Source organism: Nesiotobacter zosterae (assembly GCF_033843645.1).
GTDB classification, from domain to species: Bacteria; Pseudomonadota; Alphaproteobacteria; order Rhizobiales; family Stappiaceae; genus Pseudovibrio; species Pseudovibrio zosterae.
On the sequence record NZ_JAWXVZ010000013.1, the window covers coordinates 71,745 to 85,796 of the forward strand.

Sequence of the window (14,052 nt, forward strand, 5' to 3'; positions counted from 1 at the left end):
AACCTTCTGTTGTGTGCTTATTGTTAAAAATGTATTAATTCGGGGGTTAACTTTAGTTAACCACTGGCGCATCATTGTCAGTGGATGACCGGACTACCCACTCTGCGGCCCGATTTTTATTGCATAAGTATGACGGTCTGGTTCGGGTAGTTTGTATGTGGCTCTGGGGGCTCAATGTCAGAAGTGCGTGATAATGTTGTGCCGCACGCGCGTGTTCGGTCTTTGCGAGAAGCTATCCGTAAAGTGCGGTTGGCCGAGATTGAAAGAGCGGACGTTGTGGTAGACCTGCAGGAGAGTGAGCGCGCTCGCCTGGAAATGCTCAGTGAAGAGCTGCAGGAAGTGTTCCGGGAAGTTCCGGAGGACGACGACCAGTTTTCCTTCCACATCGTGGGGGGCTCTCAGCCACGGCTTTGGATTGATATGACCAGTCATGTCATCATGGCGCGGGACAAACACACCTATCGATTTGTCAAGGATACGCGCATGGGCCGAGTGGTGCTGTTGGAGACCGCCAACATCGACGACATGGCGGATTGCATCACCGAGTACATTGCTGAGCGCATCATCGAGAAGGACCTGTTCCTCGAAGGGGACTGGTTGATGAACCGCCTGCGTGGCAAAGACGCGGACAAGCAGAAGGCGCTTGAACTTTTGGCTCAGCACAAGGCCACGCAAAAACCAGAGGCGAACGCTTCTTTCTGGCGCGGCATGTTCCTGTTCGTGCTTGGGCTCATGGCCGGTGCTGCCGCCCTAGTCGTTTATGCGTGGTTCTTTGTTGCCTCTCCTTGAGGGAACATCTCGACCCCAGCATCTTTTCTATGGCGCCTATGCACTGCTTGGGGGGGGCATGGCGGCTTTGCGGGTGTGGCCTGCTTCCTACCATCAAGCCGACTTTCCCCAAGGTGTGCTGGAGTGGCTGGCCTCCCATCCCATAAAGCGGGGTGTTCTTGAGAACGCCGCCCACCCACCGGAAAACTTCAGACCAGCTTGCCCTTATGCCTGCGAAAACTGCAGAGGTGCGCCACCAGGTCGCCGCTTCAAGCCATTGCAGCCAAGCCCTGAGGGATCTCGAGTTCATTTGTTGCGATGTCGATGATGCCTCGGGCGCCGTCCTTGAAGCCGCGCTCGTGCATCTTGCACCTCCAATCCCCTGATGTGCCGGAGATCTCAAAGGTATTGTAGCGGGACGGGGGCTTCTTGTGCCCCAGCCCATTTGATGCCGATGGCACGCAAATTACTGGCACAGGACCGCTTGGTCCCGGAATGGTCATGCGCGTTGCGTAGTGGGTATGCCCGTGAAGGATCAGCTCCGCCCCGTGCTCTGCAATCACTTTCCTAAAGCGGCTGGAGCCAACGAGGCGTTTGTGCCACTTGGTGGCCTCTCGCACGGGCGGGTGGTGCATGACCACCACACGGAACAGCCCCTGTTTGGCCATTGAATCGAGCGCTTCGCCTAAGGCCAGCAGTTGCTTGACCTCCATGTGCCCGGTTGCCATGAATGGGCCCGTCGCGCGCGCTGTATTTACGCCAACTATGCCGACTGGACCGCGCCTTCTTTGAAAGGGAAACGGAACAGGATCGCTCGCCAGTTTGTCGGCGGCGGCGTCGCTGCTCATGTAGGGGCGCCATTCGGTGGTCGCTGCCTTGAGTGCGCCGGGAACATAGGCGTCGTGGTTGCCTGGTGTTACCGACACATCCTCAGGGTTACCAAGGGTGCTCAACCAAGCTTTCGCGCTCTCAATTTCATGGGGCAGGGCGATGTTCACCAGATCACCGCAAAGCGCGATATGATCAGGAGCGCTTGCGTGGATGTCCTCAACCAACGCATCCAGATAGTGGTTGGTCATGGAATGTGCTCGATTGCGCTGCCAATTGATGTAGCCGAGCACGCGTTTAGACGCGAGCTGCATGGGTCTTACATCCGGCAGCGGGCCGAGGTGCGGATCTGAAATTTGAACAAGCTTGAACATGATCTGGGATATTTACTGACGCGATCCCAAGTTCAAGTGGTAATGTGCGTTCAAGCCGAATTTTATGGGATTGGCCACAAAACGCGCATACAAAACAGTTAGCCGTTGTAGCCCATGCGAAGGCAAGAGATGACCCGTGGCTGGGACGAATTCAGGGCTGGCTGCCAACGGAAACGTGAATGTGGGCGACGGTGACGGAACCATGCGGCAAACATGATGTGCCTCGATAATTGGGGTTTATACTAGGGTAATTGTGCGAATTAGCTAGATAGCGCTACATTGTAGCTTTACCTAGCGTCGTTCTAGCGGAGTCGCGGCAAAAGAGTATTGTTGATTGCGCAGGGGAGCTATGCGCAAAACGAGGGTGTCAGAGGGGAGGATGCCGAGTGGTAGATGCGGACAGCGGTCACATTAGCCTGAGAACAAAGATTGTTCGGACACTGGTGCACACATTTGCCATGTTCCGCCGGGCCATGACCCTGGGGGTGCGCATTGCTGTGTTTAATCAAGACGGTGAGATTCTGCTGGTCAAACACACGTATCTTAAAGGTTGGTATCTGCCAGGCGGAGGCGTTGATCCGGGTGAAACTCTCGAACAGGCGGCTATCCGAGAACTGCGAGAAGAGGCGGGCATCGTCCCGGTCACGCCGCCTCAGTTTCTTTCCATGCACTTTAATCGCAACGCAACCCAGCGCGACCATGTTGCTTTTTTTGTTGTACGGGACTGGAACCGGGATCCGCACTGGCAAATGCCGGGCCATGAAATCGCTGAGGTTGGCTTCTTTTCTCCAGAATCGCTGCCACAAGGCACTACGCCAGCTACACGCCGCCGTTTGATGGAGGTGCGAAATGCGCAAGATGCCTCTGTATTTTGGTAGAACTGTCTAAAATACTAGGTAAATCACCCTATTCGTGCTCGTGCCCATTTTCTGGCTTTACGCTGAGTAGAGAGCATGCTAACGAAACCGCTCATTTTACATCTGGCAATGTAACGCCACTAGAGGATCCAATATTGGCCAAGCTTGTACTCCGACGACGAATGACCTTGAGCGAGCGCCCTGTGCGTGACGCATGTCGTCGTGGTTTTACAGCTGTTTGCCATAGCCTCTAGGGGACTGTGACCGCTGTGGAGCCGCGAGTTTACGGTTCCAATGATGGTCTTATGATGCTTACTCCCCCTTGGTTTATTCGGCAGGAACTGCCGCAGGACGACGTCGAAATCGATTTGATGCAGGAAGAGGCCTTTGGCCCCGGGCGGTTTGCACGTACCGCGTTTCGCATCAGAGAAGGTGCCTCGGCGGCTGCATCCTTGAGCTTTGTTGGTTTGATCGACGGTGTGTTGGCAGGGTCCGTGCGGTTGACGCCGATCATGATTGGCACAACGCAAGCCATGCTGCTTGGGCCGTTGACGGTCAGCCCTTCCTACAAGAACAGAGGTCTTGGCAAGGCTTTGATGGCGACAGCCCATGAGGCTGCCAAGGCTGAGGGTGTGCCCGCCATTTTGCTCATTGGGGATGCGCCCTATTACGGGCCTTTGGGCTATCAGAAGGTGCCTGAGCATACAGTTGAACTGCCAGGTCCATTTGATCCTGACAGGCTTCTTATTCTTATGCTTCAAGATGGTCCACTGCCTTTTGGCCATGTGAAACCCGGTCATGATCACTAAGATGGCGGCCAGTGTTACCGCCCTTCGCGGTACCACATGGCTGACAGCACGAGAAGCAACAAGGCAAGGCCGAGGAAGCCGGCAAACAAGGGGTACTTTCTAATGCCGTTCAGCACACTTGCGTCTGTGCGCTTCAGGCCAATCCAGCCAGAACCGTGGTAGCTGTTGGCTTCTCCAAGTGCTGTCACGTCCGGCACTGCAAAAGAGGCCGGTGTTGAGCGAAGGCGCGGCGTGCCGCCGTTCGTTGCCTCAACAAGAGGGGCGAGGACGTTGTCAGTCGAGATCACCTCGAGGAACTCTTTCGGGTTCGCTGGTCCCACATTGATCAGCGCCCGGCGTACGCCATCATCCGCCTCGTAGAGCCCAAGCTCTGTTGCGGCGACGGTTTTGCGCCACAGGCCGGGCTCAATGGCTTCCAACTCATGCACTTCCGTCTCCCCAGAAGGGCTGGTCAGAACGACCGGATCAACCTGCTCTGACAAGGTCTGGCGTTCGATCTGCAGTTCCTGACCGTTAGCCTGTAAACGCAGAGCTTCTTCGCTCAGGTCCGGTTCCTGCATGAGCCAGTGGGCTAGGCGGCGCAGCAATGTGACATGCGGGCCTCCTCCCTCGTATCCGCGCGCCCAAAGCCACACATGATCCGAAAGCAACGTTGCCACACGGCCGTCTCCCACACGATCCAGTACCAACAGCGGACGATCATCAGCGCCTGTCATCAGGTTCTGGCCGCTCGTCAGCGTTGAATCTACCAGTCGGAACCAGCGGCTCCATGCGGGCGGACTTTCATCGGCACCGGGCAGTTGTCGGGTGACGGGATGGCGCTCGCCGAGCTCTGAAATTTGAGGGTGGTAGGGCATATCCAGTGTCTGACCGGTGGGTGCGGCGGGCAGAATGCGGCTTAGAGGCGTTTGGTATATGGAGGAGATGTCTGCGTAATCCGGTCCGCCCGACACCAGCACCGCCCCGCCGTTCATGACGAACTGGGCGATGTTGTCGAAATAGAGCAGGGGCAGCACGCCGCGCCGTTCATAGCGGTCGAAAATGATAAGGTCGAACTCGTCAATCTTTACGGAGAACAGCTCACGTGTTGGAAAGGCGATCAGGGACAGCTGATTGATTGGCGTTCCGTCCTGCTTTTCAGGCGGACGCAGAATGGTGAAGTGAACGAGGTCGACGGCGGCATCGGACTTCAGAAGGTTCCGCCATGTACGCTCGCCGGCATGAGGTGAGCCAGAAACCAGAAGAACGCGCAGGTTTTCGCGTATGCCGTCGACGCTGACCACCGACCGATTGTTGATTGTCGTCAGCTCATTGTCGACCGCCGAGATCTCGAACTCATAAAGGTTCTGGCCACCGTGGCCAATTTCGATTGTCACTTCGAACGGTTCGTTGACCTCCACAATGCGGCTTTCCTCACCCGAGCCGTTGTGGCGAATGGTGAGCATGGCGGTTTGATCCGCATCTGCCACATTGCCGGATTGAACGGCCTCCATCATGACGGGTTGGCGGGAGCCAACAAGGCCAAACTTGGGCGCAGAGACAATTCGCAGACGCCGATCAATCTCTTCCGGGTGGCCTGTAATGACCGCATGAAGTGGTGCTTCAAAGCCGAGCTGCGAGGCGCTCTCCGGGACATCATGGATCTGACCGTCCGTAATCACGATCGCACCGCCAATCCGCTCTGGCGGCACATCGGAGAGGCTGTCTGCAAGAGCGCTGAAGAGAACAGTCCCGTCGTTGCGCAGTCCCGTTGCGGTTTCAACGCCCACCTCACGCAGGTCAAAGCCTTCCAGCACCTCGATTTTTTCCGCAATCGCTGCACGTGCCTCTTCAGTGTCTTGCGCGCGGCCATCAAGTTTCTGGCTCTGGCTGCGATCAGTTACCAGCGCGACAACAGTGGAAAGCGGTGTGCGATCCTCCTGATAGAGGGAGGGGTTTGCAATGCCCACGAGAAGCAAAGCCAGCGCGAGCATGCGAAGAAACGCGCCGCGCAGGCCCAGGTAAAACAGCAGGGCGCTTAAGACTAAGGCGAGCACGGAGCCGGTCCCGAGCAACCAGAGCGGAACAAGTGGATCAAAGGAGAGAGACCATATCATGCTTCCATGCTCTCCTATTGTCCAAGCCGCTCAAGCAGAGCGGGAATGTGAACCTGATCGGACTTGTAGTTGCCGGTCATCACGTACATCAGAATGTTGACGCCAACGCGGAATGCCATTTCCCGTTGAGATGGGTCTGGTGGCACTGTCGGAAACAGGTAGGTGCCGTCGCTGTCTATGGCCCAGGCTGAAGCCATGTCGTTGGCCGTGATCAGAATGGGGGATACACCATCACTGACGCGCACGGGACGAGCACCTGATGCGTTTGCCGGTGGCAGAGCCTCCACCCAAAGCGGGCTGCCAGCATAGCGTCCCGGAAAAGTGGAGAGGATGTAGAACGTCTTGGTCAATACGTGGTCCTGAGGGACCGGCTCGAGAGGCGGGACGTCGATGCTCGCCAGCATATCACGCAGCCGGGTGCGAGCGGGTGTGCCGCTAAAGCCACCCGACCCTGAGGAGAGCTGGTCACGGGTATCTATGAGTACTGTGCCGCCGTTCCGCATGTATGCATCAAGCCGGGTAATGGCTGCGTCGCTTGGTGCGTTCATGTCTTCATCAATGGGCCAGTAGAGGAACGGGAAGAATGCCAGTTCATCCTGCTCCAGATTGACGCCTACCGGTGCTTCCGGCTCCAGCGCTGTGCGAGCGGCAAGCACCCGGGTCAAGCCAAACAGTCCGGCCCGGCTGATTTCATCAACGGCGTCATTTCCGGTCAGCACATAGGCAAGACGTGTGTCCAGCGTGGCATCCAGTGCGAAAAAGTCTTCATCGGTTTCCTGGGCCTTTGCGTAGTCCATCGGGAATGCGGCCAAGCTGGCGGCGATCAGCAGGGCGGTTGCCGCACGATGGCCAAAGCGCTGTTGCAGGGCACCTGACATGAAGATCCGGATGAGGGTGTCTAGCAGTGCCAGCACCAGAACTGCGGTAAACAGCGTGCCGCGCAAGTCGAGTGGTTGCTGGTCTGGGTAGGCGCGCACACTGCCCGATGGCGCGCCGCTCAGGTCAATTTGCGTGAGTGTGTCTTCAGGCTTGAGCAGATTGAGTGCCGTGAACGCACCATCGGCACCATAAAGACCCGGCTGATGGTTGCGGGTTGGGCGCAGAGCTGCAAGCGCTGTTTCTTCTACCGGCAGTGCTTCTGGCGGCGGAGTTGTCAGCTGTCCTTTCCCGTTCAGGACGCGAAACGGCGCGAGAACGGTGCTGGACCCGCTGGTTTCTGTTAGTTCAGGCGTGCCGGTGGCTTGTGCGGCTGCATTGCGTGAGATGGCTTGCAGCATCTCTACAAACGCTCCGGAAAGCGGGAGGTTGGACCAGGTTGTATCGGCGGTGACGTGAAAAAGCACGAGCTGGCCGCGACCGCGCCGATCTGCCGTGACGAGGGGAGTGCCGTCTGAAAGGGAGGCCCAGGTCTTGTCCGGTAGCTCCACCGAAGGCTGAGCGAGGACTTGGCGGCTTACGCTCACATCGCGCGGAACGGCAAGCGTCCTGAAGGGGCTCTGTTCGGAGAAACTGCCAATTGGTTGCGGCTGTTTCCATGAAAGTGAACCGCCGAGGGTCCGGTCGCCTCCTCGAAGGCGCACGGGGATCAGGCTGTCCACCTCGGCCGCCATGTTCGGACCCGCAAAACGCACCAGCGTGCCCCCGTTCTCAACCCACTGGGACAAGCGCTCTTCCGCACTAGATGGCAGGGTGCCAATGTTGGCGAGCACCATTACGGTAACGCCTTTATCTATAAGGTCGTCAATGGCTTGGCGCAGGTCGCGGCTGCGAGTTCCTGGTAGGTCCGCAAAGGGGGCCAGCGCACGCGTCAGATAATAGCGCGGGGAAAGCAGGGGCTGTGCTTCTTGGGCAAGGTTGTCGGTGAGGATGCCAACTTTACGGCGTTTCCAGCGTTCATCTACCAAAAACGTGGTGCCGCTGGAGGCCTGACCAACAACATTGATCTGAGCAATATCGTTGCGCAAATCCGAGGGTAGATCAAAGACGGCCTGCGCGCTTTCGGTGCCTGCGTCCAATGTGATCGACTGCTGCGCTATGGCTCTCCCTCTAGAGTCGATGGCCATGAGGGTGTGGACTGATGGTTCACCAGCGCTTAGTCGGGTGACGTCAATCTCCATGGATCCGGCCGAATTGCGCAGATTTTTCAGTGCGATAACTTGGGCATCGGGCTCAAACACCACAACTTCGTCAGCGTTCAGCTGTGCGAGAGCGGAGAGGAAGGCCGCATCCCCTTCTGCTTCAAGCAGGGAGGGCAGCCATACAACAGCGCCTGCCTCGCCTTGTGTGCTTGACGTTTCCAAAAGCTTGGCAACATCTTCGCGGTTGCTTGGCCAGCTGCGCGGCTCCAAAGCCCGGATGTGGTCTCTGGCGCTGGTGGCGTCCGTGAGAGTTGCTTGCTGGCGCTGACCATCGGCGCTGGCGATCACCAAGACCGGCTGGCCGTTTTCGACAGCATTGTGAATGAGAAGGTCGGCGAGGCGTTGCTGCTGGTCCCATGTGTTTGCTGCATCCCAGCCATTGTCGATGATGAGCCATAAGGGATCGGTGCCGCTGACGGCTCGTGTGAGCGGGTTCCAGACGGGACCGGCCAGCGCGAGGATAAGGAGGGCGGCCAGAAGCAAGCGCAGGAGCGTGAGCCACCATGGGCTCTTGTTGGGCGTTTCCTCTTGTTTTTCAATGTCTAACAGCAGGCGAAGCGGCGGGAAAACCGTCTGCAGTGGCCGGGGTGGGGTGAGCCGCAACAGCCACCACAAAACGGGGAGAAGTACAAGGCCCGCAAGCACCCAAGGGGCAGAAAAAGCGAGGGCGGGGAAGAGGCTGCTCATAGGGCGCCTCCAAAAGCACGGTTGTCTGATCCAAGGCGCGCATGCAGGAACAAAAGCGGTTCGCTTGGAGAATGATCCGTGTGATGTTCAATGTAGGACCAACCAGCACGGCGCGCTGTAGTTCTGATCTTGTCCTTGTGTTGAGCAAGCAGCCTGCGGTATTTCTCCTTCCATTCTTCGGCCCGTCCGGCCAGGAGCTTGAAGCCGCTTTCCGGATCCTCAAACTCAACCCGGCCGTTGAACGGGAAGGTTTCTTCAATCGGATCAAGGATATGGACGAGATGTCCCTTTGCGCCAGAAGCGGCAACCTTGCCAATCCATGCGGAAATTTCTTCCGGCGTGTCCAGGAAGTCAGAGATGAGGATTACATCCGAAAACCGGCGGATATGCTGTGCTGAGGGGAATGCCACGGGCGCATCGTGATGCACAAGCGCGGTGGCGATCGTTTCGGACAGGCGGCGGCTTGCTGTCGGGGCAACAAGGTCAGGTACGCCCACACGTTCTCCTGCATCGCCAAGAAGATTGGCGAGTGCGAGCAGGAGCAGGAGCGCCCGGTCCTGTTTGGTGGTTTGGCTCAGTTTAGAGCGAAATTGCATGGAGGGGGACAAGTCAGACCACAGCCACAATGTATGGGCAGCTTCCCACTCTCGTTCGCGCACGTAAAGGTTGCTGTCGCGTGCAGAGCGACGCCAGTCGATGCGTTTGACCGGCTCGCCATTGTGGAACGGCCGAAACTGCCAGAATGTTTCGCCGGGGCCCGAGCGTTTCCGGCCATGCCAACCGGCCGTCACCGTTTGAGCGAGCTTGCTGGCATCCACCAAAAGGTCGGGCAGTGTCTCGGAAAGCGAACGGGCCTTCACGGAAACTGTCATGTTTTCCAGCGAGGTGCCAGCAGTGGGCGCCATTCAATTCCTCCGGTGTGCCAGTGGCTTATATGGATCAGAGCTGTCGCTCGACAATGGTTCTGATAATGCCGGGAACCGTCTGGCCGTCCGCTCTTGCGGCAAAGGTGAGGGCCATACGGTGCTGCAAAACGGGTTCCGCCAGTGCGAACACGTCTTCGATGCTTGGGGCAAGACGGCCATCCAGCAGCGCCCGCGCCCTTACAGTGAGCATAAGTGCCTGACTGGCGCGCGGGCCGGGGCCCCATGCAATGAGGTCTGACAGCGGGTTACCCGCCTCCATCTGATCTGGCCGCGCGGCGCGCACGAGGCGCAAAATGGCTTCGATGACCGCTTCGCCTACCGGGATTTGCCGCACCAACCCCTGAATGCGCATGAGCTCTTCGGCGCCGACCACGGCAGAGACTGCGGCTTCTTCAGCTCCCGTTGTCTCAAGCAAGATCCGGCGCTCGGCTTCAAGGTCAGGATAGTGAACATCTATCTGCATGAGGAAGCGGTCGAGCTGTGCTTCGGGGAGGGGATAAGTCCCCTCCTGCTCCAGCGGGTTCTGGGTCGCGAGCACGTGGAACGGACGGGGCAGGTCGTGACGGTGACCGGCGATGGTCACATGATATTCCTGCATGGACTGAAGCAACGCCGACTGGGTGCGGGGACTCGCACGGTTGATTTCATCGGCCATGAGGAGCTGAGCGAACACCGGCCCTTGAAGGAAGCGGAAGGCGCGGGAGCCGTCAGGCCCTTCCTCCATCACTTCCGAGCCCAAGATATCGGAGGGCATGAGGTCTGGCGTAAACTGAATGCGCCGGGCATCCAGACCCAGCACGGTGCCAAGTGTTTCAACAAGTTTGGTCTTTGCAAGACCGGGGACACCCACCAACAGGCCATGACCGCCTGACAGGATGGTTACGAGGGTGCGTTCCACCACACTCTCTTGCCCGAAGATAACCCGCGCAACTTCTTGGCGAGCCTTGATAATTGCCGCCATCGCCTCTTCGGAGGCCTTGACGATTTCTTCGGGATCCTGCGAGACGCCGGGGGTGTTGGTGTTCATGCGTGCTCCACGGTTTCTACTTTGCTACAAAACGGCCAGTGGGCCAGATTGACCACCCATCATATTGGGTTCAATCTGGAAGTGTTCCATGCAATTTCACGGAGATGTCAAAATTGCGGCATCTAAACAAGTGTCCAATGATTGCCTTAACATGATGAGAACGCAACGTAGTTTTCATGATGGTGATCAACCCTCGGCGCGTTTCACGATTGCAGTTTCCGCAAGAATGCATAGATTTTAAAGGGTGCTCCCGTCTCAGCTCATACTGATGACTGGTTGCAACCCACTGTACTTGCGATTTCAGAGCTTTACCATAGAGACAATCAAAGGAGGAGCGGCCAAGGATGAGCGAACTGAAAATGCCGGCAGGCCTTCAAGCCTTGATTGATCGAGCGGGAGGCGCTGATAAGTCTCTGCCACCTATTGATAAATGGGATCCACCATTTTGTGGGGATCTGGACATGCGGATCGCCAGCGATGGACAATGGTACTATATGGGCACGCCGATTACGCGGCAGGCTTTGGTCAACCTTTTTGCCAGCGTGTTGAAGCGGGATGACGACGGAAAATACTATCTCGTAACCCCAGTTGAGAAGATTGGCCTTACGGTGGACGATGCGCCGTTTCTGGCGGTTGAGATGGACTATCAACCGGGTGAGGATGGCGAAGGCCCGCTCTTTACGTTCAGAACCAATACGGGCGATGTGATAGCGGCAGGACCTGAGCACCCCATGCGGTTTGAGAATGAAGAAGCAACAGGCGGGCTGAAGCCGTACATCCATGTGCGCGGCAAGCTGGAAGCCTTGTTGGCGCGGCCGTTGCTCTATGAGTTGGCGGACCACATGATTGAGCATGACGTTGATGGTGGATCTGTTCTCGGGATTGAGAGTAATGGGGCATTCTTCCCGGCAGAACGACTGGAGGATAAGTGAGCTTGCGCCCTACAAATCTGATGCATGCATCCCCCGGGGATAATCCTGATCTGTATTCGATAGACGGCTTTCGGCAGCGGGCGCAGCAGCGCCTGAACTCCCATGGGAACTGGGTGGGGGGCGACCATCTGCTGAACCCCGATTTCGCCTATTCAGCCGATCAGGAACGCAAGCTGCGTGACGCGGCGGTGCTGATCCTTGCGGTGAACCATGGTCCGGATGCGCGGATCGTACTGACCCAGCGCACCGCTCACTTGCGCTCTCATGCGGGCCAGATCGCGCTGCCTGGCGGGAAGATCGACAAGGAGGATAACGGGCCCATTGCTGCGGCACTGCGCGAGGCGCAGGAAGAGGTGGGACTGGACCCGGCCTGTGTGAACACAATCGGGCCGATGGGCACCTACATGACCGGCTCCGGCTACAAGGTGGTGCCAATCCTCGCCACGGCTTCGACGGAACTCAAACTTACTCCCAATCCGGATGAGGTTGAGGATGTGTTTGAAGTGCCGCTTTCATTTTTGATGAACCCGCAGAACCATTTGACACACTCGCGCGAGTTCGCTGGAAAACAACGCTTTTTCTACGCCATGCCCTATGAGGACCGCTACATTTGGGGGGTCACTGCAGGGATCTTACGCTGCCTTTACAACACGGTATATGCCTGATGCTTCGAGTACTTATCACCCATGGACTTTTGTTCCTTGTTCCCTTCATCGGATACGCAATCTGGCTGTATCTTGGTAAGAAGGCGAAGGAGGACCGCAAGTTCCGTGATGGCCCCATTGCCTGGCTTGCCATTTCCGGTCTAGCACTGGTGGCTGCAAGCTTCATCGTGATGGCGGCGGTGGGTTATGCCCCTCAAGGCTCTCAGTATCGCCCTGCGCAGATGATTGATGGTGTGTTCGTCCCAGGGGGATACGAAGAGCCGAATGGCTGAGTTGATTACCAAGGAATGGCTTGAAACGGATGCCATTCAACGCGTGTTTGATGTTCTGGAACAAGGCGGGGATCGCGCCCGCGTTGTTGGCGGGCCTGTGCGAAATGCCCTTTTGGGTGAACGGGTTGACGACGTTGACATAGCCTGCACCGCCCTGCCGGAGATCACCGTTCAGCGAGCTGAGGCTGCGGGCCTGAAGGCCGTTCCCACGGGCATTGACCATGGTACGGTGACCCTTGTTTGCGAGGGGATACCTTTTGAAGTGACCACTTTGCGCGAGGACGTTGAAACCAACGGGCGTCACGCAGTTGTCCACTTTGGCCGGGACTGGGCACGGGACGCTGCCCGGCGCGATTTCACCATGAATGCGCTCTACGTCGACCGGGAGGGGGTGCTTTTTGACCCCCTTGGCGGGGTTGAGGACTGCTTGAACCGGCGTGTGCGCTTTATCGGCGATGCCGTCCAGCGTATTCGCGAGGACAATCTGCGCATCCTGCGGTATTTCCGGTTTTTCGCGACCTATGGTGTGGGGGCGGCTGACCCAATTGCCATTGCGGCTTGTGCTGCTGAAAAGCAAGGGATTTCAGAGCTTTCTGCTGAACGCGTCACCAAGGAACTGAGCCGACTTTTGGAAGCGCCGCGGGCGGCTGAGGTTTTGCAGCTGATGGATGGCAACGGCATTCTTGAGTTGGCGCTGGGCGAGCCCACAAGCCTTGACCGGGTTCTGGCATTGATGGTTGCAGAAGCGGCGCTCGGCCGGCAGGGGGATAAAGACCTGCGGATGGTTGCGTTAAAAAATGAAAGGATTTGCGCTGGTTTGCGTTTTTCCGGGATTTTCTGCAAGCGTGAGGAGCGTGCCAATGCAGCCCGCCATGCGTTGGCCCGAAATGGGCTGGATGAGGTGCATCTGAAGTCGCTGATGGTGGACTTATCCCCCCAGGCGGTGTCGGATGGTATTCTTCTTTCCGCATTGGAAGTTGAGAGCCCAGAGGCACTGCGGGCACCGCTCGCCTTTGCCGAAAGTTGGGAGGTGCCGACCCTTCCACTTGCCGGTCGGGATCTGATCCAAGCCGGTCTTGCACCTGGCCCCCGGATTGGCGAGTTGTTGGCGGCGGCGAAGGAGAGCTGGAAGGCCTCTGACTATCAGAAGGGGCGAGAGGTGCTGCTTGCTGAGGTGTTGGAAGCGGAGGAGCAATGACAGTTGAGCTGCGCGGTCATCACCTGTTGTGCATGCTGACCTTTGTGGGCAAGGGGTATAACCCGGCGTTCACCGCGAACTACGTGCGGATTGTTGAACGGCTGAACACGGGAGAGGACATCCGGCTGGTTGCTGGCCCCGATGACATCTGTCAGTGCCTGATTGCAACGGAAGACGAGCCGCACTGCTTCAACGACAGCGTGAATGAGCGCGACGCGAGCGCCATTGAGCAGGTGCAGAAGGTTCTGGGCCGGGCTTTGCCTATGGGTGAAGCATTTTCACTTTCCGGTCCGGAGATTGCGAAGTTGCGCGCGGCCTATCAAGAGGGGCGGATGCAGCAGGCGTGTGGCGGCTGCGAGTGGCAGGAAACGTGTCGTACCATCGCACGGCGGGGCTTTCCCGGCGCGTGTCTCCAATAAAAAACACATCTGAGATACTTTTATTCCAGCGTAGCCTGACTATATCCGAGAGTAGA

At 57.7% G+C, this 14,052-nt stretch carries 13 protein-coding genes; 8 read left to right on the forward strand and 5 right to left on the reverse strand.

Annotated elements, in window-relative coordinates; translation table 11 throughout:
• Positions 1-174: 174 nt before the first annotated feature.
• Entirely contained in the window at positions 175-789 is a 615-nt protein-coding gene (locus tag Q3Y58_RS17360) for a hypothetical protein (protein WP_274218323.1), read from the forward strand.
• Between the two features lie 248 nt (positions 790-1,037).
• Here the strand turns inward: Q3Y58_RS17360 and Q3Y58_RS17365 are convergent, their stop codons facing one another.
• Positions 1,038-1,970: a metallophosphoesterase family protein gene (locus Q3Y58_RS17365; RefSeq protein WP_319623123.1), complete on the reverse strand. Its 933-nt coding sequence runs from the start codon at positions 1,968-1,970 to the stop codon at positions 1,038-1,040.
• 386 nt (positions 1,971-2,356) lie between these two features.
• Between Q3Y58_RS17365 and Q3Y58_RS17370 the strand changes: the two genes are divergently transcribed.
• Together Q3Y58_RS17370 and Q3Y58_RS17375 are read left to right on the forward strand one after the other, a co-directional pair.
• Positions 2,357-2,848 carry an NUDIX domain-containing protein gene (locus tag Q3Y58_RS17370; RefSeq protein ID WP_319623124.1) on the forward strand — a complete coding sequence of 164 codons (492 nt, stop codon included), beginning with the start codon at positions 2,357-2,359 and terminating at the stop codon, positions 2,846-2,848.
• Positions 2,849-3,132: 284 nt separating this feature from the next.
• Positions 3,133-3,636, forward strand: a complete 504-nt coding sequence (locus Q3Y58_RS17375) for a GNAT family N-acetyltransferase (protein WP_319623125.1) — start codon at positions 3,133-3,135, stop codon at positions 3,634-3,636.
• A gap of 14 nt (positions 3,637-3,650) precedes the next feature.
• Here the strand turns inward: Q3Y58_RS17375 and Q3Y58_RS17380 are convergent, their stop codons facing one another.
• The 4 genes from Q3Y58_RS17380 to Q3Y58_RS17395 are packed head-to-tail and all read right to left on the reverse strand — an operon-like array spanning position 3,651 to position 10,510.
• Positions 3,651-5,732 (reverse strand): hypothetical protein, encoded by a 2,082-nt coding sequence (locus Q3Y58_RS17380; protein WP_319623126.1) that lies wholly within the window; start codon positions 5,730-5,732, stop codon positions 3,651-3,653.
• 14 nt (positions 5,733-5,746) lie between these two features.
• Positions 5,747-8,557, reverse strand: a complete 2,811-nt coding sequence (locus Q3Y58_RS17385) for a DUF4159 domain-containing protein (RefSeq protein WP_319623127.1) — start codon at positions 8,555-8,557, stop codon at positions 5,747-5,749.
• Entirely contained in the window at positions 8,554-9,462 is a 909-nt protein-coding gene (locus tag Q3Y58_RS17390; protein ID WP_319623128.1) for a DUF58 domain-containing protein, read from the reverse strand. Before Q3Y58_RS17390 ends, Q3Y58_RS17385 begins: the two co-directional genes overlap by 4 nt.
• 34 nt (positions 9,463-9,496) lie before the next feature.
• Positions 9,497-10,510 carry an AAA family ATPase gene (locus tag Q3Y58_RS17395; RefSeq protein ID WP_319623129.1) on the reverse strand — a complete coding sequence of 338 codons (1,014 nt, stop codon included), beginning with the start codon at positions 10,508-10,510 and terminating at the stop codon, positions 9,497-9,499.
• A 344-nt stretch (positions 10,511-10,854) separates the two neighbouring features.
• Here Q3Y58_RS17395 and Q3Y58_RS17400 point away from each other — a divergent pair, with 344 nt between their 5' ends.
• Genes Q3Y58_RS17400 through Q3Y58_RS17420 form a run of 5 tightly spaced genes read left to right on the forward strand, consistent with a single transcriptional unit; the run spans position 10,855 to position 13,996 of the window.
• Positions 10,855-11,442: a DUF1285 domain-containing protein gene (locus Q3Y58_RS17400; protein ID WP_274218330.1), complete on the forward strand. Its 588-nt coding sequence runs from the start codon at positions 10,855-10,857 to the stop codon at positions 11,440-11,442.
• Between the two features lie 20 nt (positions 11,443-11,462).
• A complete protein-coding gene (locus Q3Y58_RS17405; protein ID WP_413697840.1) occupies positions 11,463-12,107 on the forward strand; it encodes a CoA pyrophosphatase in 645 nt (214 codons plus the stop codon).
• The gene (locus tag Q3Y58_RS17410; RefSeq protein WP_274218332.1) at positions 12,107-12,379 is read left to right on the forward strand and encodes a DUF6111 family protein; all 273 of its coding nucleotides are present in this window, start codon (positions 12,107-12,109) and stop codon (positions 12,377-12,379) included. The genes Q3Y58_RS17405 and Q3Y58_RS17410 overlap by 1 nt, the downstream gene beginning before the upstream one ends.
• Positions 12,372-13,577, forward strand: a complete 1,206-nt coding sequence (locus Q3Y58_RS17415) for a CCA tRNA nucleotidyltransferase (protein ID WP_319623131.1) — start codon at positions 12,372-12,374, stop codon at positions 13,575-13,577. The genes Q3Y58_RS17410 and Q3Y58_RS17415 overlap by 8 nt, the downstream gene beginning before the upstream one ends.
• The gene (locus tag Q3Y58_RS17420; RefSeq protein WP_319623132.1) at positions 13,574-13,996 is read left to right on the forward strand and encodes a DUF1284 domain-containing protein; all 423 of its coding nucleotides are present in this window, start codon (positions 13,574-13,576) and stop codon (positions 13,994-13,996) included. The genes Q3Y58_RS17415 and Q3Y58_RS17420 overlap by 4 nt, the downstream gene beginning before the upstream one ends.
• Positions 13,997-14,052: the final 56 nt, after the last annotated feature.

Excerpts from the sequence above, each read along its gene's own strand:
- Q3Y58_RS17410 (WP_274218332.1), top strand. The coding sequence starts at position 12,107 with ATGCTTCGAGTACTTATCACCCATGGACTTTTGTTCCTTGTTCCCTTC.
- Q3Y58_RS17415 (WP_319623131.1), top strand. The coding sequence starts at position 12,372 with ATGGCTGAGTTGATTACCAAGGAATGGCTTGAAACGGATGCCATTCAA.
- Q3Y58_RS17365 (WP_319623123.1), bottom strand. The coding sequence starts at position 1,970 with ATGTTCAAGCTTGTTCAAATTTCAGATCCGCACCTCGGCCCGCTGCCG.
- Q3Y58_RS17420 (WP_319623132.1), top strand. The coding sequence starts at position 13,574 with ATGACAGTTGAGCTGCGCGGTCATCACCTGTTGTGCATGCTGACCTTT.
- Q3Y58_RS17405 (WP_413697840.1), top strand. The coding sequence starts at position 11,463 with ATGCATGCATCCCCCGGGGATAATCCTGATCTGTATTCGATAGACGGC.
- Q3Y58_RS17400 (WP_274218330.1), top strand. The coding sequence starts at position 10,855 with ATGAGCGAACTGAAAATGCCGGCAGGCCTTCAAGCCTTGATTGATCGA.
- Q3Y58_RS17390 (WP_319623128.1), bottom strand. The coding sequence starts at position 9,462 with ATGGCGCCCACTGCTGGCACCTCGCTGGAAAACATGACAGTTTCCGTG.
- Q3Y58_RS17360 (WP_274218323.1), top strand. The coding sequence starts at position 175 with ATGTCAGAAGTGCGTGATAATGTTGTGCCGCACGCGCGTGTTCGGTCT.
- Q3Y58_RS17385 (WP_319623127.1), bottom strand. The coding sequence starts at position 8,557 with ATGAGCAGCCTCTTCCCCGCCCTCGCTTTTTCTGCCCCTTGGGTGCTT.
- Q3Y58_RS17375 (WP_319623125.1), top strand. The coding sequence starts at position 3,133 with ATGATGCTTACTCCCCCTTGGTTTATTCGGCAGGAACTGCCGCAGGAC.
- Q3Y58_RS17395 (WP_319623129.1), bottom strand. The coding sequence starts at position 10,510 with ATGAACACCAACACCCCCGGCGTCTCGCAGGATCCCGAAGAAATCGTC.
- Q3Y58_RS17380 (WP_319623126.1), bottom strand. The coding sequence starts at position 5,732 with ATGATATGGTCTCTCTCCTTTGATCCACTTGTTCCGCTCTGGTTGCTC.